Raw genomic sequence first — 22,223 nt, 5'->3', positions numbered from 1 at the left:
ATTAACCCTTATCTTATGGAGATTTTGCAATGATGAATGATACAGAAATTGCAAAGAAAATTGTCGAAGCCATTGGAGGCTTTGACAACGTGCAAAGTTTTGCACATTGTGCGACTCGTTTACGTATTATGGTAAAAGATGAGTCAAAAATTGATAAAGATACTATCGAAGACTTGGATAAAGTCAAAGGAGCATTCTTTAATTCAGGACAATATCAAATTATTTTGGGGACAGGGACAGTAAACAAAATTTATGCGGAAGTGATGGCATTAAATGGTGGTTCAAACCAAACGACACAAACTGCTGCACCAGCTCAACCACAAGGGCATTGGTTTAAACGTGCGATTCGTACTTTTGGTGATGTTTTCGTGCCATTGTTACCAGCAATCGTTGCAACAGGTTTATTTATGGGGGTGCGTGGAGCCATTAACAATGATGCGATCTTGAGCCTTTTCGGTACAACCTCCGCTGCTTTTTCTGCTTCACATTTCTATATTTATACCCAAGTATTAACAGACACTGCCTTTATTTTCTTCCCTGCATTAATTTGTTGGTCGGCTTTCCGTGTATTCGGTGGCAATCCTGTGATTGGGTTAGTTTTAGGGTTAATGATGGTAAGTCCTGCTTTACCAAATGCGTGGGCTGTTGCTTCTGGTGGTGCTGAACCGATTTACTTCTTTGATTTTATTCCTGTGGTGGGCTATCAAAACTCCGTGTTGCCTGCGTTTTTCGTGGGTTTAATTGGGGCGAAATTTGAGCAATGGTTTAGCAAAAGAGTGCCTGATGTATTAGCATTATTAGTGGTGCCATTTACCACGTTTTTAGTGATGTCTATTTTAGCCTTATTGGTGATTGGTCCGATTTTCCATTCTGTAGAAAACTATGTATTGGCAGGCACAAAATTCTTATTAGCCTTGCCTTATGGTATTTCAGGATTGATTATTGGTGGGGTGCATCAAGTCATCGTTGTTACTGGCGTGCATCATATTTTCAACTTGCTTGAATCTCAACTTATTGCTGCAGACGGACAAGATCCATTTAATGCGATTATCACAGCGGCGATGACAGCTCAAGCAGGGGCAACCTTAGCTGTAGGTTTCAAAACCAAATCCTTGAAATTAAAAGCCTTGGCTTATCCAGCCGCCCTTTCTGCAGGGTTAGGAATTACTGAACCTGCGATCTTCGGGGTTAACTTACGCTATGGTAAACCATTTATTATGGGTTTAATTGCAGGGGCATTTGGTGGTTGTTTAGCTTCCATTTTAGGGCTTGCAGGTACGGGCTTTGGTATTACCATTATTCCAGGTTCATTACTTTATCTCAATGGGCAAATTCTGTCTTATGCCATCATGGTGTTGTCAACCACAGCCGTAGCCTTTGCATTGACCTATATGTTTGGCTATGAAGATGAAAAGCCGACAGAGAAAAAAGTTGAACCAAAAACAGAAGAAAAAAACACCGCAGTTGAACCCCCTGCAGCGGTGGCAAGTAAACCTGTAGAGGAAATCTTACTTGCTCCAATGACAGGTGAAATTGTTGCTTTAGAAAATGTGAATGATCCTGTTTTTTCATCTGGCGTAATGGGAGATGGTCTAGCGGTGAAACCAACCGAAGGCGTGGCTTATGCTCCAGCCGATGCGGTGGTTGAAATTGTTCATGGTACGGGTCATGCTTATGGTTTAAAAACAACAAATGGCACAGAAATTTTAATCCATATCGGTATTGATACGGTGAAAATGAAAGGTGACGGTTTTGAGCCATTGGTAAAAGTAGGTGATAAAGTAAAAGCGGGTACACCTTTAGCCAACTTTGATTTAGCTAAAATTGCGGCAGCTGGATTCGATCACACTACAGTGTTGATTATTACCAATACAGATGAATTTAGTGCAGTCAAAGGTATTGCTCAAGGAAATGTTGCCCATGGCGATAATTTCTTGAAAGTAGTAAAATAACATTAATTTGTAGGGTTGGATCGATATGTCTGCCCATTGATTAATCAAGTATAATTTGCGGGCGAACAAATGGGTTCGCCCCTACGTTATTTGTAACAGTAGAATAAAGAGAATTAATTATGACAAAATTATATGGCAGCCTTGAAGCTGGCGGCACAAAATTTATTTGTGCAGTGGGGGATGAGCAGTTTAACGTAGTGGAAAAAGTACAATTTCCAACTACAACACCAGATGAAACTCTCGCTCAAACAGTCGCTTTTTTCCAACGTTATGCAGATCGTTTACAAGGTATTGGGATTGGTTCATTTGGTCCGATTGATATTGATAAAAATTCACCAACCTACGGTTATATTACCACCACACCAAAACCAAACTGGGCAAATGTAGATTTAGTAGGAACCATTAAGAAATCGGTTAATGTCCCTTTTTATTTTACCACAGATGTTAATTCATCTGCTTTTGGTGAAATCCTTGTCCGTAAAAATGTGACGAGTTTAGTTTATTATACGATTGGCACGGGCATTGGTGCGGGTGCTATTCAACATGGTGAATTTGTTGGGGGGATTGGTCATACCGAAGCAGGTCACGTTTTAGTGGCGTTACATCCACAAGATCAAGCTAAAGGTTTTCATGGTACTTGTCCTTTCCATAAAAATTGTTTAGAGGGTTTGTCCGCTGGTCCATCGTTAGAAGCTCGTTCTGGTATTCGTGGCGAATTAATTGCTCAAGATTCTGATATTTGGGATATTCAAGCCTATTATATCGCACAAGCTGCCTTACAAGCGACCCTATTATATCGTCCACAAGTGATTGTATTTGGCGGTGGTGTCATGGCTCAACATCACATGTTGCAACGCGTTCGCCAGCAATTTACTGAACTGTTAAATGGCTATGTGCCAGTACCTGATTTGAATGAATATGTTGTTATCCCTGCGGTAGCGGAAAATGGTTCGGCTACTTTAGGTAATTTTGCTTTGGCAAAACAAGTCGCTCAATAAGATCAGGTATCGTGGACAAAAGTGCGGTGAAAAAATCATTATTTTTCACCGCACTTGTATTATTCAAAGGTGCATAGTCATACACCTAAATTTCATTCTAACCGATGACATTCGGTAAATAACCTGCCTGAATTAAGAATGGAACATTAATAATTAGCACACCAAGCAATAAAGCAATGAGTAAAGAAATGTTGCCACCGATGACTCGATAAGGCATCTCTGGATAACGTTTTCTTGCACGCCACACCATACCCACAGGTAATACTAAACCGTAGAATGTAAACATTTGTCCAGCAAAAGCTAATACGGATAAGAAATCATTATAGAACAAAGCGAAGAATAACACAGGCACAAAGGTTAATAAGCCTAAAGATAGACGGTTAGATCTAATCTTTACACGTTTTAGTAAGTCATCTAAGCAATCAAATAAGGCGAGTGCAACGCCTAAGAAAGATGTGATCAAGGCAAATAATGAGAATAAACGTACCGACCAACCGATAAAATGGCTGCCTGTGATATGCGTTACCGCTTTGATTAATCCGCCTAATGTAGGTTCTTGATTAAGAATTTGTACAAATTCAGATTGTGTCAATACGCCATGAGTTGACATTTGCCACATAATATAGAGTGCTAAAGGCAACCCTGTTCCCACAATAATAGAGGTTCTTAAACGGGCAACATTACCTTCTAAATATCGGTTGATACTTGGAATGACCACATGGAAACCAAAAGATGTAAAGAAAAATGGACTAGCCGAAATTAATAATGCTTTATCTAATGGGATTGCCATCAGATTATCCATCGTCACTTTAGGGATCATTAGGAATAATAACACAACAAATGCGGCTAATTTGGCAATAAATAGTAGGCGAGTGGCAATATCAACATGTCCTGTGCCTGCAATAATAAAAATCGCAAAAAATAGCGTAAAGATAACTGAAATCGCCGTACCATATTCGGTTAAAGCAGGCAACACGGTGGAGATTAAATCGCTACTCATTAATACATAAACGGTGAGAATAGCGTACATAAAAATGACTAACGCCAAAGTAGCTAACACTCGCCCAGTCATACCAAAATATTGTTCGGCTAGGGTAGCGATTCCCGCATCTTGGCGTTCTGCTTTTTGATAAACTTCCACAAATAGTAATGCACTATAACATAATAATATCCAAAGCATCACTAACAATGCCACGGTATAGCCAAAACCCATTCCAGCTGATGTTAATGGCATTGACACCATACCCGCACCGATTGTTGTGCCAGCAACAATTAATGCACTACCAAAGGTTTTACTTCTCATATAGCTTTCCTTAAGTTAAGTAAAAATAAATGATAAAAAAGTACCGTCATTCTAACGAGAATTTTTATTTTTGTAAGAAATTTTTATACCATTTTGCTATTTTTACGCATTATTTATAGAAAATAATAAAAAAGTGCGGTTTAATTTTGGAAAATATTTAACACACCCATAGAAGCTACGATTTTACTGGAGATAACCAACTTAATTTGCAGATAAAAATATTTTACGCAAACGTTTACTATTTTGTGCTTTCAGGTAGAATACGCTTTTTTCCAACTTAACTCATTTAGGAAGTTTTATGTCTTTAGAACAACAGTTCGAGCTTTCTGCTCGTGGTTCAAATATTCGTCAAGAAATTATCGCAGGACTTACCACCTTTTTGGCGATGGTTTATTCAGTTATTGTGGTGCCAAATATGCTTAGTCAGGCTGGTTTTCCAGCAGAAAGTGTATTTATTGCCACCTGCTTAGTTTCTGGTTTAGGTTCAATCTTAATTGGCTTATGGGCAAATGCTCCAATGGCGATTGGTTGTGCTATTTCATTAACCGCATTTACAGCATTTAGTTTGGTTATTGGGCAGCAGGTGAGTATTCCTGTCGCTTTGGGAGCGGTGTTCCTAATGGGGGCAGTGTTTACTTTAATTTCTGCCACTGGCATTCGTTCTTGGATTTTGCGTAATCTTCCGTCCAGTATTGCTCATGGTGCAGGGATTGGTATTGGTTTATTTTTACTCTTAATTGCGACTAGTGGCGTAGGTATTGTGGTATCAAATCCAAACGGAACCTTAGTTAAATTAGGTGAATTTACCTCTTTCCCTGTATTGATGTCATTAATCGGCTTGGCGTTGATTGTTGGCTTAGAGAAAATGAAAGTAAAAGGTGCAATTCTTTGGGTGATTATTGCGATTACTATTATCGGCTTAATTTTCGATCCGAATGTGAAATTCTCAGGTGAAGTGTTTAAAATGCCGAGCTTTGGCGAACAGTCTTTATTCTTACAATTAGATATTATGGGTGCATTGCAACCTGCGATTTTACCCGTGGTTTTTGCCTTGGTGATGACCGCGGTATTTGATGCCACTGGAACTATTCGTGCGGTAGCTGGGCAAGGTAATTTGTTAGATAAAGACGGACAAATTATTAATGGCGGTAAAGCGTTAACATCGGATTCTGTGAGTAGTTTATTCTCGGGTATTTTCGGTACAGCACCTGCGGCAGTATATATTGAATCGGCGGCGGGAACAGCAGCTGGTGGAAAAACGGGGATCACCGCCATTGTGGTCGGCATATTATTCCTGTTAATGTTATTTTTCCAACCTTTGGCTTTTTTAGTACCAAGTTACGCTACCGCTCCAGCCTTAATGTATGTAGGCTTGTTAATGTTAAGCAATGTGAGTAAATTAGATTTTACTGATTTTGTCGGTGCAATGAGCGGTTTAATTTGTGCGGTATTTATTGTGCTAACCGCCAATATCGTGACTGGGATTATGCTTGGTTTTGCTGCATTAGTGATCGGTCGAGTAGTATCTGGCGAGTTCAAAAAACTCAATATTGGCACAGTGTTAATTGCGATTGCTTTAGTAGCATTTTATGCTTGTGGTTGGGCGATTTAGTTTTTAGTTAATTAGCATAAAGTGCGGTGGATTTTTGATGATTTTTCAATCAAAATACACCGCACTTTTTTGTTCGCTATTATTTAACCAGCAGGTTTGGCATCTTCAACAGGTGCAGGCGTTTTACGTGGGGTCGATAGTAAAATAGTTGGATCTATTGTTGATGAAGCACAGAAATCCTGCCCTTTATTTGCCCAAACAGGAATATTCCGTGCAGGGCTGTAACAGTTCCAACTACCATAGCTATTAATCCCTACCCATTTAATCTCATCTACTTTTTTCAGTTCTAATGGGCTGACTTCGGCACGTTGTAAGTAATTCTTATAAATTTCCAATGCACCACTTGCACCAGTTAAACCCGTTTCGCCATTGTCGTCACGTCCTAACCAAACAGTTGCTACGTTTTCTCCATCAATACCCACATACCAAGTATCACGAGCATCATTGGTTGTGCCTGTTTTTCCTGCAAGATGTAAGCGGGCAAAATCATTTTGTAAACTACGAGCCGTGCCACGCTCTACCACTTGTTGCATAGCATATAAGGTTTGTACTGTTGCTTGGCTTGGTACAACTTGCTCAGGTTCAGTTTGATGTTGGTAAATCACTTCACCTTGACGGTCAGTAATAGTGTTAATAGTGCTTAATGGAATTTTGCCACCATTATTCGCAATCACTTGGAATAATTTTGTTACATCATAGGGTGAAATACTATAGGATCCTAATAACATAGCAGGAACTTTGGGAATAGAAACCTGATCCCAACCCATCGCTTGCTGGGTCTCAATCACCTTGGTTAATCCTACTTTCATGCCAATATTAACCGTTGGAATATTCAGCGAACGAGTTAACGCATCTATTAATAATACTGATCCGCTATATTTATGGTCATAGTTTTTTGGTTGCCAAGGTGGACTACCTTTTATATTAATGGTAATTGGTTGGTTATTAATCGGACTATTCAATCTAAACCGATCAGGATCGGAAAGTGCGGTTAAATAAATGGAAGGTTTAACTAAAGAACCGATTTGACGTTTTGCCATAAATGCACGGTTAAAGCCAGCATATTGGGTTTGTAATCCGCCAACAATGGCTCTAATTTCACCTTTTTGATAATCTGCGATGACCATTGCAGATTGTAAATGTGGATTTTTCACTTTCAACTGTAATTTTTGTGTAGCGTCCACAACCGCTTGTTCAGCGTAGGCTTGTTGTTTAACATCAAGGGTAGTGAAAATTCTTGCCCCCAATAAACTGGAGGATTTATTTTCTCCCAAATTTTGGCGTAATTCAGATTGCAATGTTTGAATAAATGCAGGATAGGGGCGAGTAACCGAGCCTTTTTCTTGCACGCCTAATGGACGTTGGCTTAACAAATCAAATAATTCTTGGTCGATCATTTTATGTTCTAACATTAAGCCTAACACAACATTACGGCGTTCTTTCGCATTAGTTGGATTACGCCAAGGGTTATACAATGATGGACCTTTCACCATGCCGACTAATAAGGCTATTTGATCTAAGCTGATTTCTCGCACTGGGCGACCAAAAAAGAAATGGCTCGCCAGCTCAAAACCGTGAATTTGGGTGTCACCATTTTGACCAAGATAAATTTCATTAAGATAGGTTTCTAAAATGGTATTTTTGTCGTAGCGTAAATCCAACATAATAGCCATTAAGGCTTCGTTAATTTTACGTGTAATCGAACGTTCATTAGTTAAAAATAAATTTTTGACTAATTGTTGCGTTAGGGTACTTCCACCTTGTACAGTTTGACCCGCACGAATATTGCTGATCATAGCACGAGCAATACTGATAAGACTGACACCTTGATGTTCATAAAAACGGCGATCTTCGGTTAAAATTAGGGTATCAATTAATAGTCGTGGATAATTTTGTAATGGAATGGCTAGGCGTTCTTCATTATCAGATTGCAACATTGCCACTAATTTGGGGGCTAAACGAAATTCATCAATTGTCACTTGATTGACTAAATCTTCGATAACCGTTAATTTCTCATCACTAAAGCGTAAACGAATTACCCGTTGTGGTTCCATTTTATCAGGAAACGGAAATGATCGACGTAATAACACGATAGTATCATTTTCAATTTTAAAATCCCCAGGGGCAGCCACAAAGCTGGTTTGACGATAATCGTTATTGAGTAATAATTGTGTAACATCATTTAGGGTTAGATTATCTTGCAAACGAACACTCTCAATACGGCTATACACTTCGGCAGGTAAACGCCAAATTTGTCCATCCATTTTGGAACGAATTTGCCAGTCTAAATAAGCTCCATAAAAAACTGTAAGCATTCCTATACTGAAAATGGCTTTAGCAAAAAATAATTTCCATTTATGTCGTTGGCTAAAAGGAATTTTTGCTGGCGTTTGTTCTGTTGAAGGATTTTTTTCTTGTTCGGTTGACATTAATTTACCTAATAAATTCTAAACTTGCCCTAGTCGATAAACTCATTCTAGCATAGAAATATTACTCATTTTAACTGTTTTCTTTTTTAAGTAGTGAAAATAAAAACAGTACACTTGATGCAACTACTACCGATGGCCCTGATGCCGTATTATACAATGCGGAAAGAGTTAATCCCAAACTCACCGCAATCATACTAATGATTACCGCAATTATTGCCATGCTTTCTGGCGTACGAGCAAAACGTCTGGCGGTGGCTGCTGGAATAATCAATAATGAAGTAATAATTAATGCCCCGACAAATGTCATACTTAATGCGATAGTAAGTGCGGTTAAAATCATTAAAATAAATCGCATTCTTTTTACATTAATACCTTCCACTTGAGCCAGTTCAGGGCTAACAGTAATTGAAATCAGTGGTCGCCAAAAATAGAGTAATAGACTTAATACCACAGCAACGCCAACTCCAATATAAATGAGATCATCAAAGTTGACCGCCAGTAAATCACCAAACAAATAACCGATCAAATCCACGCGTACATTTTGTAATAATTGTACGGTAATCACCCCAAGGGAAAGACAGCTATGAGCAATAATGCCAAGCAAAGTATCCACCGAAAATTGGGTATTATTTTCTAACCAAACCATCGTAATGGCTAAAATCAGGGTGAGCGTTAAAATGGCAATGTAAGGATTAATTTGGAAGAAAATCCCTAATGCCACCCCGAGCAGGGCAGAGTGAGAAAGGGTATCGCCAAAATATGCCATTTTCCGCCACACCACAAATGCCCCTAAAGGTGCAGTAATAAACGACAATAAAATACCAGCAAGCCAAGCTGGGAAAATAATTTCAAACATATCTTTCCTTATTTATTATGTTCTGCACAAGTCTGATCATCCTGACAACAGACATCACCGTGAATATTGTGTTGGTGGTTATGATGATGCGTATAAACGGCAATATTTTTAGCAAATTGGTCACCAAAAAAATGAATAAATTTGGGATCATTAGACACGGCTTCAGGTGTGCCAGCACAACAAATATGATGATTAACGCATAAGACTTCATTGGTATCAGCCATCACGATATGTAAATCATGAGAAACCATTAGAATGGCACAATTTAATTTTTCGCGAGTTTGTTTAATCAACTGATACAGTTCTACTTGACCGTTAATATCGACACCTTGAGTAGGTTCATCTAGCACTAACAAATTGGGTTTGTTCAGAATAGCACGAGCGATCAACACCCGTTGCATTTCGCCACCAGACAGCTTTTGCATACTATTTTTGATTAAATGAGAAACTGACAGCAATTCCAATGCCTGTTGCATATCGTTTTTGGTAATGCCTTTTTTCAACGATAAAAATTTTTCCACTGTTATTGGTAAACTTGGATCTAAATGGATTTTTTGTGGCACATAGCCAATACGTAGATTTTTACTATAAACCACATCACCACTAGTCGGCGTTAATAATTTAAGTAATACCTTTAATAAAGTGGATTTTCCCCCACCGTTCGGACCCACAATAGTCATCACCGAGTTAGGATAAATGCGTAAATTAATATTTTGTAAAGCGACTTTTTGTGAGAACGTCACATTAATGTTATTTAACGCTACCAACGGTTGTTTGGGTAGCTGAATGGATTTGATTTTCATATTAAAATTTCTCTTTCCAGTAACCGATCCATTCTTTTAATAATTGCATATTGGCACCAATCGCCCCAGCTTGTGGAACAAAGTGCATATAGTTTAAATCATAGCTTTCAGGTGTTATACCATTACCTACACTCGCAGGTAATACGGTAAATCCCTCTTTTTCAAACAGTAATTTTGAACGTTGCATGTGCCATTGATTAGTAATTAGAATAATTTTTGAAATCCCTTCACGCTCAAGAATTTCATGGCTATATTTTGCATTTTCAACCGTATTTAATGCTTTTTCTTCTAGCCATTTTGGTTGCACACCGAAAAAAGTAAAAAATTCTTGTGCGATAACTTTAGCTTCGGAATTGCCGTTCGGGCTAGCACCACTAATTAAAATCGGCAGTTCGGTTTCTTTATGTAAATAGGCAGCGTATCGCATCCGCTCTAATACCAAACCTGGTACAGTTAAACTATTATACAATTCACTGCTATCACGCAAACCACCGCCTAACACCACAATAGCCTGAGCTTGCCGATAATCTTCTACGCTTAAGTTATCTTTTGTGGTTAAGCTGTCACTGAGTTTTTGCGCTGTATAAGGCAAGCTAACAATGTACAAAGTAATGATAGCCAATAAAGCACTAAAAAAAGCCAGTTTAGGACAACGAAATAATAGACAGAATAAAGCAAAAATCGCCAGAATAATCACATTCGCTGGCGGTAAGATGAGAGCCGTAATCAATTTGGTTAGTTCAAACATAGTATTTTCTCAATAAAAAGTGCGGTTATTATTCCCGAAAATTAAACGAAACTCAATCATTAAAACGCTGTCAAAGCCGTTGAAAAATGCTATGATGAAAACTTGTTAATCTTTTTACTTAGCTATGGAACGTCTTTAGGAATGAATGCAGTCTTACAATCATTAAAACAAAAATTACAACAAATTAACAGCTTAATCATAGATAAAAATGACGTGCTGTATTTTGATTATCCGTTACATTTAAATGTCGGGGATTTATTAATCTATGCTGGCACGGAGCAATTTTTCAAAGATTATCACATCAAGATTCGTTTAAGACGCTCATTGCAGGCTTTTGATATTAATGAAGTCAAAAAATATATTCAACCGAATACCACGATTTTGTGTCATGGTGGCGGAAACTTTGGTGATCTGTATCCGCTCATTCAACAAATGCGAGAAGATATTGTGCGAGAATTTCCGCATAATCGGATCATTTTATTGCCACAAACCGCTCATTTTTCCAATCAAAAAGCCATGTTGGCAGCCGCAGAATTATTTTCCTCTCATTCTGATCTGCATTTATTTGCACGTGATAGTAAAACCTTTCAATTAATGCAAAGCCATTTTTCGAAGAATAGTTATTTGTCGCCTGATATGGCTCATCAGCTTTACGGAAACTTGCCACAAAAAGACCGCAGTTTGCACCAAAGTGCGGTGCAAAAAACACTCTATTTTTTACGCAAAGATATTGAAAAAAGCCATATTGAAACAGAAATTCAAGCTCAATTAGCTAACCTAGATAACGTGAAAGACTGGGAAGATATTTTATTACCAAGTGATTTGAAATTTGAATTATGGTGTAGTCGTTTTTCCAAAATCGCCAATAAATTTCATTTAGCGTTTGTGAAAAATAAAATTAACGATCTATGGTATCAACATGCGTTAAACGTGATCGAACGCTGTCAAAGGATTTTTTTAAGCTATGATAATGTGATTACCAGCCGATTACATGGACATATTTTTTCTTGTTTATTGGGTATTCCAAATCAAGTGTGTGATAATTCCTATGGTAAAAATTCAGGTTATTATCAGCAATGGACAAAAGACATAGATTACACAACGCTCTATGAAAAATAATCATTTTATTAAACTCATTGCGGTAACGGTATTCAGTATGGGGTTGACCTTGGTTAGCTCTTTTATCTTAGCTCGCCTATTATCGGTACAAGATCGCGGTTTACATCAGTTATTTGTAACATCAGTTTCCTATGTGGTGACATTAGCAACGGGTGGTGTTGGATTCGCTTTTGCCTTGAGTATGCGACATCGACAATACCAACATTGGCAACGCTATTTTATTTTATTCTTAGCCTTTGCGATTATTGTGGCTGGTATTGCCGTTTTTTTATTTGATGTGACAGATTATTACGCCCTATTTATTATCAATGTGTTATTGACGGCAATATTAACCATTACGCTAGAAAAGAGTAAAATCGATCCCAAAATGATCGTTTATCGGCGTTTAACCTTACAGCAACCGATTTTATTAGTATTGGTTTATGGCGTAACTTATGCGTTATGGCAAGAACAACCATTAAAAATTGTCCTTTATTTATTAACGCTATACAGTGCTATTCAGGCTATTTTCTGTTTAATTTATTTATATCAAATGGATAAAGATTTTAGTCAACGTAATAAGATCGAGAAAATTGATCCAAGATTTTTCTTTACCACTTGGTTTAAACAAAATCTATTACAAATTTTTGGTGCGACTACCACCAGTCTTGATAAATTTTTAGTGGTTTCTTTCTTAGGTAATTATACCTTGGGTTTATATACAGTGTGTATTGCCTTTGATAGTTTACTGACTAAATTTATCAATATGTTAGCCGATTATTATTATTCAGGATTATTAAATAAACTCAATCGGATTAAATCGGTGTTAGCGGTTATTGGATTAATCAGTATCAGTGCCTTAATTTTGGTGCCATTATTAGCTAAGCCTGTGATTGTTTTGTTCTTTAGTAGCAAATATGCAGAAGTAGCTCCCGTTCTAATCTGGTTTATTGTCAATGCCATTATTGCAGGATTATCATGGGTATTGTCACAAAATATGTTGTTATTAGGCAAACAGGTTTTATTATTTGTACGACAACTGATCGCGATTGTTGTTTTTGTGGTATTGTTTTATCTGTTAAAAGATCAACAATTATACGGGTTAGCCTATGCCTTAATTGGAGCAAGTCTAACTAGACTGGTTATTTCGTTAGTCTATTATTTTAAATATCCTGTAAAAGAGTTAGTTGATTAAATGTAGGGTAGGGGCGGATCAATGTGTTCGCCCGAAAAAAGTGCGGTGTAAAATGCGAAAATTTTTAATTTCTTTAGAAAAAGACATACAGCGTAGGGAATTATTTTTCTCTCAACCAGATACAGCAGATTTTGACGTATTTAATGCCATTAATACCATGAATTTGTCACCATCAGAATTAGAAAGCCGTTTTGATTTTAATGGGTTTAAACAAGCCTACGGACGAGCAGTGACTAAAGGTGAAATCGGTTGTACTTTAAGCCATTTAGCGATTTATCAAAAAATTGTAGATGATGAAACTGTTCAAGCAAATGACTATGCTTTAGTCTGTGAAGATGATGCGTTGCTGGTGGAAAATTTTCAGCAAAATTTGACCGCACTTTTAACTGAAAATCTTACCGCCGATATTATTTTAATCGGGCAATCAAAAATCCCAACCTTTGATGATATTGAGTTGAAGATTAATTATCCAACCACATTGCGTTTTCTGCAAAAGAAGATAGCGACAACGGGTTATCGTTATGCTTATCCTTATAAAAATTATTTTGCAGGCACGGTGGCTTATTTAATAAAAAAATCGGCTTGTCAAAAGTTCTTAGATTACATTGAACAACAGCAAAAGATCTTCTGGTTGGCAGATGATTTTATTTGGTTTGAGAAACAATTAGGCTTAGAGATTATCGTGATTCGTCCGTTAATGGTGATTGAAAACCCCAAATTAGCCAGTAATTTAGCCGATTTACGTGCTGCCTTAAAACATAGTTGGTGGCAAAAATGGCTGAAATTTCCAGCCAAAAAGCTATTAGCGATTAAGAGAAATTTATAATGTCAGCATTATTTAATTTATTTTATCTTTATGATCCTTGGGCTTTTCATTTTATCCGAATGAGTCTAGTCGCTGGTGTTATTGCAGTGTTATGGTTGGCTTATAAATGGTATAAAAAACAAATTAATCAAGTGATTATTCCAGCAGACAGTTTATTAGTTTGTGCTGCTTTAGTGCTTGTTTCCGTGATCCCGATTTTGATTAATGGTACAGCAGAGTTTGGTGTACTGAGTATGTATATTAAACTGTTGGTGATATTTATATTGGGGATTGCAATTTATAATTTATTTTATCTGCAACAAGAAAAAAGCCTATTTATTCGAGATATTAAAATAGGAATAGTGGCTCAGTCTATTATGGGCGTTTTAGCACTAACGGGTATTCCGTTTTTAGTCAGCATTGCATTAGGTACAAATGCCAGTGCCATTTTACCGCAGTTTACAGGATCGGAGCAGGAATATCGTTTATACAACATAACATCATCCGCCTTTTTCCAATTAAGTGCCTTTTATTTAATGCTTTTGCATTTTTTATTAGCTTATGCCGAGAAGCACGCTAAATTGCAAGGGATTTATGTGTTTTTAATGTTATGTATCGGATTGATTTCAGGCAGAACATTTTTATTACTTTCTGTTTTTAGCTTAGTCATTTATTTTAAACGAGATTATATTTTGCCGATAATATTGTTCGGTGTATTAATTTTTGTTTTAGCCATAAATTATCAATCAAGCCTTTATATTGAACATGCTTTAGAACCCTTGATTAATTTGATTTATGGGACAGATCGTCCAGCGTCTAAATTTATTGGTATTTCTACTGGGTTATCTTCTTCCACGGATACCCTAATGCAAAAACATTTATTTATGCCAAGTTTAAAACAACTGATGATAGGTGACGGCTTATATTATAATCTGAACGGCAAAGGTTATTACGGCGGATCGGACTCTGGCTTTATTCGTCAGGCATTATATGGTGGTATCGGTTATATTGCGGTTTGTTTTATGGTGACAGGTTATTTTGTGAAACGGATTGCGGATAACTGGTTTAATGGCAGTTGGAAATTTATTTTATCTAGCTTGTTATTGTTGAGTTTATTAAATGTCAAAGCCGATACCTACGCTTACCCTGGGATTATGTTTATCTTTTTAATGTTTATTTCGTTGTTTGGTGGGCAGGGTAAACAAATTGTGAGAAAAAATCATGTTTAGTATTATCATACCTTCCTATAATCGTAATCTGGAAGTTAATCGTTTATTGGTGAGTTTAGAACAACAAACCGCAAAGAATTTTGATGTCATTGTGGTTGATGATTGTTCGCCAAATCCGTTAAAAATTGACCGCACTTTTAGCTTTGAGGTTAAACTTATTCGTAATGAACAAAATGCTGGACCCGCTCAAAGTCGTAATAATGGTGCCAAAATGGCAACAGGCGAGTGGTTATTATTTTTAGATGATGATGATCGTTTTGATGAGCGAAAATGTCAAATTATTGCCGAAACCATTGAGCAAAATTCAACGCTGAACTTTATTTATCATCCTGCCAAATGTGAAATGGTGAATGAAAAATTTAGTTATGTGACCAAGCCGATTAATGAACAAGAGATTTCATTAGAAAGAATTTTATTGGTCAATAAAATCGGCGGTATGCCAATGATTGCGATTAAAAAAGATTTCTTTTGGCAGTTAGGTGGATTATCCACGGCGTTAAAATCTTTAGAAGATTATGAATTTGTGTTAAAAGCCGTAAGTTGCCCTGATTTTCGCCCAAAATATATTGATGAGCCATTGAGTATCTGTGCTTTTCATACCAAAAGATCGAGTGTGTCCACCAATACGGAAAACACCGAAAAAGCCATTGCGATGATCGGTCAACAATATGTCAAAACTGAACAGCAAGCGAAAAATTTTGCCATCAATTCGTTGTATATGCTGGCATATCCTTATGCGATGAATTTATCACGTAGAGCAGGTTATTATTATTTCAAGATTTTTATGTTGAGCCACAATGTTAAGCATTTGATGATTGCTATTGTGAGCAGCATTTCGCCGCAGTTGGCGATAAATTTAAAACGCTATATTTAGCAGCCCCCCATCGCCCTTTGGACACTTCCCCCCACAAGCAGGGGGAAGGAATAAAGATCAAGGAAAATAAGAGAGTTTTGCTCCCATGTAAGCAGGGGAAAGGAATAAAGATCAAAGAAAATAAGAGCATTTTGCTCCCCCTGCTTGCGGGGGGAGCTGGGCGAAGCCCTGAGGGGGGCAATAGCCGAATAACAAATATTATATTTAAATGGAACAAACAATGAAATTTTCAGTATTAATGTCCTTATACATCAAGGAAAATCCCACATTCTTACGGGAATGTTTACAAAGTTTAGTCGATCAAACTCACCCAGCCGATGAAATTGTGTTGGTGTTAGACGGTGCGATTACATCAGAATTGCAGGCGGTAATTGATGAATTTAAAGCAACATTACCTTTTAAATTAGTCCCGTTAGAACAAAATGTAGGTTTAGGTAAAGCGTTAAATCAAGGGATAAAATCGGCGAGCCATGAATGGATTTTCCGCATGGATACTGACGATATTTGCTATCCTGACCGTTTTGAAAAACAGCTTGCTTTTATTGAGAAAAATCCAGATGTGGTGATTTTTGGTGGACAAATTGCCGAATTTGGATCCTCTATTGAGGATATTGTTAGCTTCCGTAAAGTGCCAACCACTGCTGATGAAATTGTAAAATTCACCCAAAAACGTTGCCCGTTTAATCACATGACCGTGGCTTATAAACGCCAGGCGGTATTGAATGCAGGCGGTTATCAAGGTTTGCAAGAAGATTATTATTTATGGATTAACTTAGTCGCTCACCACCCGACAAATGTTGCCAATTTGCCTGATGTATTGGTTTATGCAAGAGTGGGGAATGGCATGGTGGGGCGCCGACGTGGCATTGAGCAAGCCAAATTTGAATGGCAACTTTATAAGTTAAAATCGCAAGTGAAATTACAAGATCCAGTATCAGGTTTGGTGGTCTTTTTATCTCGCATGCTACCACGTTTATTGCCAAAATCATTATTGGAAATAATCTATAAATTTATTCGGAAATAGGAAAGTAAATGAAAACTTTATTAGAAATCACCGCACTTTGTACGGGATTAATCTTAGCTGGCTGTTCTTCATCAAATAATACGCCAAACTCAGCAGTCAATGCGTTAGACAGTAATGCAATCTACAGTAAAGCTCGTACGTTAGATAATTTTAATGATTACGTACAGTTTTTAAAACAAAAATCTGCGGGACAGGGCGTATCTGCGAAAACCTTAAATGCTCAAAATAACATTTATTATATTGAAAGTGCGGTGCGTTTAGATCAAAAACAAGCGGGCAATGCAGCACGCCTTAAAAATCAACCACCGTTACCACCCAATCCGAACGGCGTAACAAATTACATTAATAAACACTTAACCCAAGCCAAGGTGAATAAAGCGGAAGATAATTATTGGGACGTTCGCACGTCATTGCAAAAAGCCAGCCAAAAATACGGTGTGCAACAAGAATTTATTTTGGCACTGTGGGGCATGGAAAGCAGTTTTGGTTACTATCAAGGTAACTATGATGTGCTTTCTGTGTTAGCCACCTTGGCTTTTGACGGTCGCCGTGAAAAATTATTTAGCCAAGAATTTATTAATGCGATGAAAATGCTTGATCAAGGCTATTTAAATCGAACTCAAATGCTAGGTTCGTGGGCAGGGGCAATGGGACAAACCCAATTTATGCCAACCTCATATCTAAATTATGCCGCAGACGGTGATAATGACGGTCGTAAAGATATTTGGCAAAATGAATATGATGTTTTTGCTTCGATTGCAAATTATTTGCATACTGTGGGTTGGGATAATCGTTTACCTTGGGGCGTGGAAGTACAGCTTACTCAGCCTGCTAATCTTGCTTTATATGGTACGGAAAAAAATAAAGCCCGCTCTTTAACAGATTGGCAAGCTCAAGGCATCATGCTAAAAAGCAGTGCCGAAGCACAAAAATTAAATGCCTTATCTTCTACTGATCTTTGGTTGGTGTTACCTGATAAAGAAGTAGGACGAGCATTCTTAGTTTCGAATAATTTTCGCACCATTTTAGACTGGAACCACTCCAACTATTACGCATTAAGTGTCGGCATGTTTGCAGATCGGATTAAATGGACACTGGAGTTAAAGTAAGATAAATAAAAGTGCATTGATGATCTGACCCACAAAAGTTAGACAACCTATTTTAAGGACTGATGACGATATTATATCGGACTCAGTCCTTTTAATTTTAGCCAAAAGTGCGGTATATTTTTTTACTCTTTTTAAAGAGTAAGTGAAATTTATATTCACTTATGAAGTAAAAATAAGAAAAAAACTTCATTTTGCTTTTTTTCATAAAAATTTAATGATATAGTTTGCAACCGATTATGTTTGTAAGCTATTCTGGAGAATGTCGAATGTCGAATGTCGAATGTCGAATGTCGAATGTCGAATGTCGAATGTCGAATGTCGAATGTCGAATGTCGAATGTCGAATGTCGAATGTCGAATGTCGAATGTCGAATGTCGAATGTCGAATGTCGAATGTCGAATGTCGAATGTCGAATGTCGAATGTCGAATGTCGAATGTCGAATGTCGAATGTCGAATGTCGGGCTATTTTTACGCCTAGAGCTTTTCTATTCTCTCAAAAATTTTTTCAACATTTTTTTCAATCTTTTTTTCCACACGACACAACCTGTCGTTCTCCCTTTGTTAGACTGTTCCCACGTTATTAATTTCGGGGGAACAAAATGAAAAACGAAACGCTTGCCAATCGTCTTGCAAAAATCTTAGCACTACTCAATCAAGGTCAATGCCTTGATTTAGAAAAACTTTCAGACGAATTTGGTGTATCTTTACGCACCATTCAACGGGATATTGAACGCTTAGATTTTCTCAACTGGGAAGAAAAAGGCAACAACCGATACAAACTCAACCGCCAATCCTACGGCATTTTAAATCAACAAGATGTAGAACGTTTTGCTCGCTTTGCCAGCGTAGCGGATCTGTTTCCGAAAATCGACCAAGATTTTTACCAAGAAAAACTCACCGAAAGTGTGCAAGTAAAAGGTATTGAATACGAAGATATTTCCACTCGTCAAAAAGAGTTTGGTTTAATCAGAACCGCCATTGAACAACATCAATTTATTCATTTTTGCTATACAAAGTGCGGTGAAAAATCAGGAAATTTTCGTCAAATAGCCCCTTATGCGTTGACCAATAAAAACGGCATTTGGTACGTGATCGGCACAGAAAACGATAAACAAAAAACCTTTTGTTTCAATCAAATATCGTTGCTAAAAATGCTTAATGAAACCTTTACCCCAAATCAAACTTTGATCGAACAAATTAAAACCAATGACAGTGTTTCTCACGGCAATCAATTAGCGGAAGTGACCATTCAGGTTTCTACCTTTGCTACTCCGTATTTTTTAAGACGCAATTTGTTACCGAATCAAAAAATCATTCACCAAACCAAAGACAAAGAGCTGATTATTTCCTGTGAGAACGTCAACGAATGGGACATTATTCCTGTGGTGCAGTATTGGATTCCGCATTTAACCGTCATTAGTCCACAAGGATTACAAGAAAAGATTTTTGAGAATTTACAACGTTACATGGATAAACCGAATGGAGAGAAAAAATGAGTAAACCGATTATTTCCATTGACTACCAAAACGGCTTTGAGCAATACCCAACCTTAATTGCACAACGAGCCAGCTTTGAAGTTTGCTTTGTGGAACTGAGCGATATGTTGCCCCTTTGTGCAGAGTTAGAAAGCATTATTGAAAATCGGGGTTTAACTTGCCGAGTGTACACCCAAAACCGCATTGCATCGGTTTTAACAGGATTAGTAAAAAGCAAATGGGGCATTTTGTCGTTGGCAAGTATCGTTGCTCACAATGCTTTTACTTATGATCCTGATTATGAGATTGGGAGGGATTTAGCGAATGGGCGAGTGAGAGTGGAATTTAAGAAATAACTAAGGAGTTAAGAATGAAAAAACAAGATAACAGCAATTTACGCAATGCGGCAATTAGTTCTGGTTTAACAGAAACCGTACAACGTTATGGTTCGGCAAATGCCGAGTTTCTAAAAGGGTTGCGTGGGTATGATTTTGAAACAGGAATTTCATCTACTAGAAGTTTATTAAAAGTATCAAAGTATAGTGCAAATAATTATCAGGATATTAAAAGTCAAGCTGGTTTTTCTGCTGAAATAGCTTCGGTATCTAAAAGAAATGCAAAATCGATTATTGATAAATCATCAAGTAAATTTATGTTAGCTGATGATATGGTTAAATATAAAAATAATCACCCAGTAGTAGATCTTGTGGAGCTTATTGACGACAAAGAAATTACATCACAAGTAAAGTTCTATGATCTAAAAGGAGCAAAAGGCGTTATTCGTAATATCACAGAATACGATAAAAATGGGCTAGACAGAAAATTTGCTCGTTACCTTGATGTAGATAGAATTGAAGTACCAACTGAACAAGTTGGTGATTTAAAAAAATATTGTTCAGATCGAGCCAAGGAATTTGAAGAAAAAGCCCTTAGAGTTGAACAAGAGGGTAAAAAGGAATTAGCCGAACGTTTTAAAAAACAAGCTAAAAATTATAAAGATGTCGAGCAAAAGATTTCAGATTCAGGGTTGACTACTGAAGAAGCGATTAATTATCGTTTAAATCCACGTTGGGAAACGACAAAGGATATAGCTAAAGTTAGCCACGAAGCAGGTATTCAAGGTGCCAAATTAGGAGTAGCAATTGGTGGTGGAATTTCCTTAATAACCAACAGCATTGCGGTTTATTCAGGCGATAAAGAATTATCCGATGCCTTATTTGATTGCACCAGAGATACCTTAGTTTCAGCTGGCGTAGGTTACGGCACAGGGTTTACCGGGGCGGCGATTAAATCCGTAATGCAACAAAATTCATCGGTGATAATGCGAAATCTTGCCAAAACCAATTTGCCATCAACCGTAGTATCTCTTTGTTTAGCCACGGGAAAATCTATAACCAAATATGCCAAAAATGAAATTGACGAGAAAGAACTGTTGCGTGAAATGACGGGTACTGTGAACGGTATGCTGTCTAGTGCAATGTTTGCCACACTCGGACAAATTGCCATTCCGATTCCTGTATTAGGTGGTTTAATCGGTGGAATGGTGGGCTACACCCTATCCAACACCTTTTATCAAGGCTTTTTATCCGCATTGGATGAAGCCGAAACATCTAAGATTAGATATGCCGAAATTTCTATGAAATGTGATGCAACAAGACGCATTGCAGCACGTTATCAAGATTATTTAAACGAACTATTTGACAAAAAACTGACTGAACTAAAAGGAGAAGCTAGCATATTATTTAATACATTAGAAAGTACCTCTATTTCCAATGATGACTTTATTGTGAATATTAACCGTTTTGCTGAAACTTTGGGTAAAGATTTACCTATTAAGAATGCGGCAGAACTTGATGAATTTATGCTTTCTGATCAAGCCTTAAAATTGTAATCAGAAAGTAGAAAATGAATGAGAAATCAACTTAACTAGGAGAAAACGTATGTTTTTACAAAATCTTGAACAAAGACCGACCAAGGAACTATTTTTAGAATTAGCTGTGTTGTTGGCGATGACAGAAGGGGGAGATGGTTCAGATATACAAGGAACAGAAATTCAAGTTCTACTCAATTCAATAGATAGTGCGGAATTGCAAATGCTAAAACAATATGAAAGTGAATTAGCAATTAATTATCTTGATTTTATTCTTGGTTTAGAAAATATAACTACTGAATTGCCAACTGTAGCAATCAGCAATGCAGTGAGTCATTTAGGTTTTTTAAGTGCAATGGCTATACCTTCCTCAATATTATCAAGTAGAACGCCAACGGATAATTTATCCAGATTATTGGGGGATGCTATTCAGGTTATTAGTTCTAAATATGGAAATAATGAAGAAACTAAGAAAGAGCTTATTCAACAGATTATTTCAGATGGTGGTGATATATTCAAGATTTCGCCTGAAGTAATGAAAAATAGAATGATTTCATTGCCAAATATCAAATATGAAATTATTGATGAAGCGTTATCAGGTTATTTTGAATTAAAAAATAATCTTATTGGTAAACTTACTCCATTAGAACGAAAAACGATTGTATTTGAACTTTGCGGTATTGCTCTCAGTGATGGCATATTGGGTGAATATGAATTTAAAGTTTTAAGATGTATTTGTAAAGCATTCCAAATTGATTTTGATTATCTTGAAGAATTTAAAGATGTGATACAAAAAATCAATGAAGTAACACTTGAAGCATTTAATTTAATTAGCGAATAGG

Annotated in this window: 20 protein-coding genes; 15 read left to right on the top strand and 5 right to left on the bottom strand. The window is 37.1% G+C overall.

What is annotated here, in order from left to right; genetic code table 11:
* Positions 1-29: 29 nt before the first annotated feature.
* Both O1Q80_RS07375 and scrK read left to right on the top strand, forming a co-directional pair.
* Positions 30-1,952 carry a glucose PTS transporter subunit IIA gene (locus O1Q80_RS07375; RefSeq protein WP_386694047.1) on the top strand — a complete coding sequence of 641 codons (1,923 nt, stop codon included), beginning with the start codon at positions 30-32 and terminating at the stop codon, positions 1,950-1,952.
* Between the two features lie 119 nt (positions 1,953-2,071).
* Positions 2,072-2,950 carry a fructokinase ScrK gene (gene scrK / locus O1Q80_RS07370; protein ID WP_386694044.1) on the top strand — a complete coding sequence of 293 codons (879 nt, stop codon included), beginning with the start codon at positions 2,072-2,074 and terminating at the stop codon, positions 2,948-2,950.
* Positions 2,951-3,047: 97 nt separating this feature from the next.
* Here the strand turns inward: scrK and O1Q80_RS07365 are convergent, their stop codons facing one another.
* On the bottom strand, positions 3,048-4,253 hold the full coding sequence (locus tag O1Q80_RS07365; protein WP_386694041.1) for an aromatic amino acid transport family protein: 1,206 nt from the start codon (positions 4,251-4,253) through the stop codon (positions 3,048-3,050).
* A 298-nt stretch (positions 4,254-4,551) separates the two neighbouring features.
* On the opposite strand from O1Q80_RS07365, the gene O1Q80_RS07360 reads away from it, so the two are divergent.
* Positions 4,552-5,865, top strand: a complete 1,314-nt coding sequence (locus O1Q80_RS07360) for an NCS2 family permease (protein WP_386686404.1) — start codon at positions 4,552-4,554, stop codon at positions 5,863-5,865.
* Positions 5,866-5,948: 83 nt separating this feature from the next.
* On the opposite strand, the gene mrcB is transcribed toward O1Q80_RS07360, so the two are convergent.
* The 4 genes from mrcB to O1Q80_RS07340 form a co-directional block, all read right to left on the bottom strand.
* Positions 5,949-8,294 (bottom strand): penicillin-binding protein 1B, encoded by a 2,346-nt coding sequence (gene mrcB / locus O1Q80_RS07355; protein WP_386694039.1) that lies wholly within the window; start codon positions 8,292-8,294, stop codon positions 5,949-5,951.
* A 70-nt stretch (positions 8,295-8,364) separates the two neighbouring features.
* On the bottom strand, positions 8,365-9,150 hold the full coding sequence (znuB, locus tag O1Q80_RS07350; RefSeq protein WP_386686399.1) for a zinc ABC transporter permease subunit ZnuB: 786 nt from the start codon (positions 9,148-9,150) through the stop codon (positions 8,365-8,367).
* An 8-nt stretch (positions 9,151-9,158) separates the two neighbouring features.
* Positions 9,159-9,953 carry a zinc ABC transporter ATP-binding protein ZnuC gene (gene znuC / locus O1Q80_RS07345; protein WP_386686397.1) on the bottom strand — a complete coding sequence of 265 codons (795 nt, stop codon included), beginning with the start codon at positions 9,951-9,953 and terminating at the stop codon, positions 9,159-9,161.
* Between the two features lies 1 nt (position 9,954).
* Complete coding sequence (locus tag O1Q80_RS07340) at positions 9,955-10,701, bottom strand: YdcF family protein (RefSeq protein ID WP_386693147.1); 747 nt, start codon at positions 10,699-10,701, stop codon at positions 9,955-9,957.
* A gap of 141 nt (positions 10,702-10,842) precedes the next feature.
* Between O1Q80_RS07340 and O1Q80_RS07335 the strand changes: the two genes are divergently transcribed.
* The 12 genes from O1Q80_RS07335 (at position 10,843) to O1Q80_RS07280 (ending at position 22,222) form a co-directional block, all read left to right on the top strand.
* Positions 10,843-11,820, top strand: a complete 978-nt coding sequence (locus O1Q80_RS07335) for a polysaccharide pyruvyl transferase family protein (RefSeq protein ID WP_386694036.1) — start codon at positions 10,843-10,845, stop codon at positions 11,818-11,820.
* The gene (locus tag O1Q80_RS07330) at positions 11,810-12,994 is read left to right on the top strand and encodes a lipopolysaccharide biosynthesis protein (RefSeq protein WP_386694033.1); all 1,185 of its coding nucleotides are present in this window, start codon (positions 11,810-11,812) and stop codon (positions 12,992-12,994) included. Before O1Q80_RS07335 ends, O1Q80_RS07330 begins: the two co-directional genes overlap by 11 nt.
* 52 nt (positions 12,995-13,046) lie before the next feature.
* Positions 13,047-13,820 (top strand): glycosyltransferase family 25 protein, encoded by a 774-nt coding sequence (locus tag O1Q80_RS07325; protein WP_386694031.1) that lies wholly within the window; start codon positions 13,047-13,049, stop codon positions 13,818-13,820.
* Entirely contained in the window at positions 13,820-15,028 is a 1,209-nt protein-coding gene (locus O1Q80_RS07320) for a hypothetical protein (protein ID WP_386694030.1), read from the top strand. Before O1Q80_RS07325 ends, O1Q80_RS07320 begins: the two co-directional genes overlap by 1 nt.
* On the top strand, positions 15,021-15,902 hold the full coding sequence (locus O1Q80_RS07315; RefSeq protein WP_386694027.1) for a glycosyltransferase family 2 protein: 882 nt from the start codon (positions 15,021-15,023) through the stop codon (positions 15,900-15,902). The genes O1Q80_RS07320 and O1Q80_RS07315 overlap by 8 nt, the downstream gene beginning before the upstream one ends.
* 220 nt (positions 15,903-16,122) lie before the next feature.
* A complete protein-coding gene (locus O1Q80_RS07310; protein WP_386694026.1) occupies positions 16,123-16,926 on the top strand; it encodes a glycosyltransferase in 804 nt (267 codons plus the stop codon).
* Between the two features lie 8 nt (positions 16,927-16,934).
* On the top strand, positions 16,935-18,035 hold the full coding sequence (locus O1Q80_RS07305) for a lytic transglycosylase domain-containing protein (protein WP_386694024.1): 1,101 nt from the start codon (positions 16,935-16,937) through the stop codon (positions 18,033-18,035).
* 266 nt (positions 18,036-18,301) lie between these two features.
* On the top strand, positions 18,302-18,514 hold the full coding sequence (locus O1Q80_RS07300; protein WP_386694021.1) for a hypothetical protein: 213 nt from the start codon (positions 18,302-18,304) through the stop codon (positions 18,512-18,514).
* A 121-nt stretch (positions 18,515-18,635) separates the two neighbouring features.
* Positions 18,636-19,532, top strand: coding sequence for a helix-turn-helix transcriptional regulator (locus O1Q80_RS07295; RefSeq protein WP_386694018.1), 897 nt, complete (start codon positions 18,636-18,638; stop codon positions 19,530-19,532).
* Positions 19,529-19,867 (top strand): hypothetical protein, encoded by a 339-nt coding sequence (locus tag O1Q80_RS07290; RefSeq protein WP_386694017.1) that lies wholly within the window; start codon positions 19,529-19,531, stop codon positions 19,865-19,867. The genes O1Q80_RS07295 and O1Q80_RS07290 overlap by 4 nt, the downstream gene beginning before the upstream one ends.
* 14 nt (positions 19,868-19,881) lie before the next feature.
* The gene (locus O1Q80_RS07285) at positions 19,882-21,402 is read left to right on the top strand and encodes a hypothetical protein (protein WP_386694014.1); all 1,521 of its coding nucleotides are present in this window, start codon (positions 19,882-19,884) and stop codon (positions 21,400-21,402) included.
* A gap of 49 nt (positions 21,403-21,451) precedes the next feature.
* Entirely contained in the window at positions 21,452-22,222 is a 771-nt protein-coding gene (locus O1Q80_RS07280; RefSeq protein ID WP_386694012.1) for a hypothetical protein, read from the top strand.
* Position 22,223 lies beyond the last annotated feature (1 nt).

It is taken from the genome of Lonepinella sp. MS14435 (assembly GCF_042485795.1).
In the GTDB taxonomy this organism is placed as follows: domain Bacteria; phylum Pseudomonadota; class Gammaproteobacteria; order Enterobacterales; family Pasteurellaceae; genus Lonepinella.
Note: the sequence above shows the minus strand (reverse complement) of the source record. Positions and strands in the feature narration are given on the sequence as shown.

Coding starts and splice junctions, on each gene's coding strand:
- znuB (WP_386686399.1), bottom strand. CDS start 9,150: ATGTTTGAAATTATTTTCCCAGCTTGGCTTGCTGGTATTTTATTGTCG.
- O1Q80_RS07365 (WP_386694041.1), bottom strand. CDS start 4,253: ATGAGAAGTAAAACCTTTGGTAGTGCATTAATTGTTGCTGGCACAACA.
- O1Q80_RS07340 (WP_386693147.1), bottom strand. CDS start 10,701: ATGTTTGAACTAACCAAATTGATTACGGCTCTCATCTTACCGCCAGCG.
- O1Q80_RS07375 (WP_386694047.1), top strand. CDS start 30: ATGATGAATGATACAGAAATTGCAAAGAAAATTGTCGAAGCCATTGGA.
- O1Q80_RS07360 (WP_386686404.1), top strand. CDS start 4,552: ATGTCTTTAGAACAACAGTTCGAGCTTTCTGCTCGTGGTTCAAATATT.
- O1Q80_RS07310 (WP_386694026.1), top strand. CDS start 16,123: ATGAAATTTTCAGTATTAATGTCCTTATACATCAAGGAAAATCCCACA.
- scrK (WP_386694044.1), top strand. CDS start 2,072: ATGACAAAATTATATGGCAGCCTTGAAGCTGGCGGCACAAAATTTATT.
- O1Q80_RS07320 (WP_386694030.1), top strand. CDS start 13,820: ATGTCAGCATTATTTAATTTATTTTATCTTTATGATCCTTGGGCTTTT.
- znuC (WP_386686397.1), bottom strand. CDS start 9,953: ATGAAAATCAAATCCATTCAGCTACCCAAACAACCGTTGGTAGCGTTA.
- O1Q80_RS07315 (WP_386694027.1), top strand. CDS start 15,021: ATGTTTAGTATTATCATACCTTCCTATAATCGTAATCTGGAAGTTAAT.
- O1Q80_RS07330 (WP_386694033.1), top strand. CDS start 11,810: ATGAAAAATAATCATTTTATTAAACTCATTGCGGTAACGGTATTCAGT.
- mrcB (WP_386694039.1), bottom strand. CDS start 8,294: ATGTCAACCGAACAAGAAAAAAATCCTTCAACAGAACAAACGCCAGCA.
- O1Q80_RS07280 (WP_386694012.1), top strand. CDS start 21,452: ATGTTTTTACAAAATCTTGAACAAAGACCGACCAAGGAACTATTTTTA.
- O1Q80_RS07290 (WP_386694017.1), top strand. CDS start 19,529: ATGAGTAAACCGATTATTTCCATTGACTACCAAAACGGCTTTGAGCAA.
- O1Q80_RS07285 (WP_386694014.1), top strand. CDS start 19,882: ATGAAAAAACAAGATAACAGCAATTTACGCAATGCGGCAATTAGTTCT.
- O1Q80_RS07335 (WP_386694036.1), top strand. CDS start 10,843: ATGAATGCAGTCTTACAATCATTAAAACAAAAATTACAACAAATTAAC.
- O1Q80_RS07325 (WP_386694031.1), top strand. CDS start 13,047: ATGCGAAAATTTTTAATTTCTTTAGAAAAAGACATACAGCGTAGGGAA.
- O1Q80_RS07295 (WP_386694018.1), top strand. CDS start 18,636: ATGAAAAACGAAACGCTTGCCAATCGTCTTGCAAAAATCTTAGCACTA.
- O1Q80_RS07305 (WP_386694024.1), top strand. CDS start 16,935: ATGAAAACTTTATTAGAAATCACCGCACTTTGTACGGGATTAATCTTA.
- O1Q80_RS07300 (WP_386694021.1), top strand. CDS start 18,302: ATGTCGAATGTCGAATGTCGAATGTCGAATGTCGAATGTCGAATGTCG.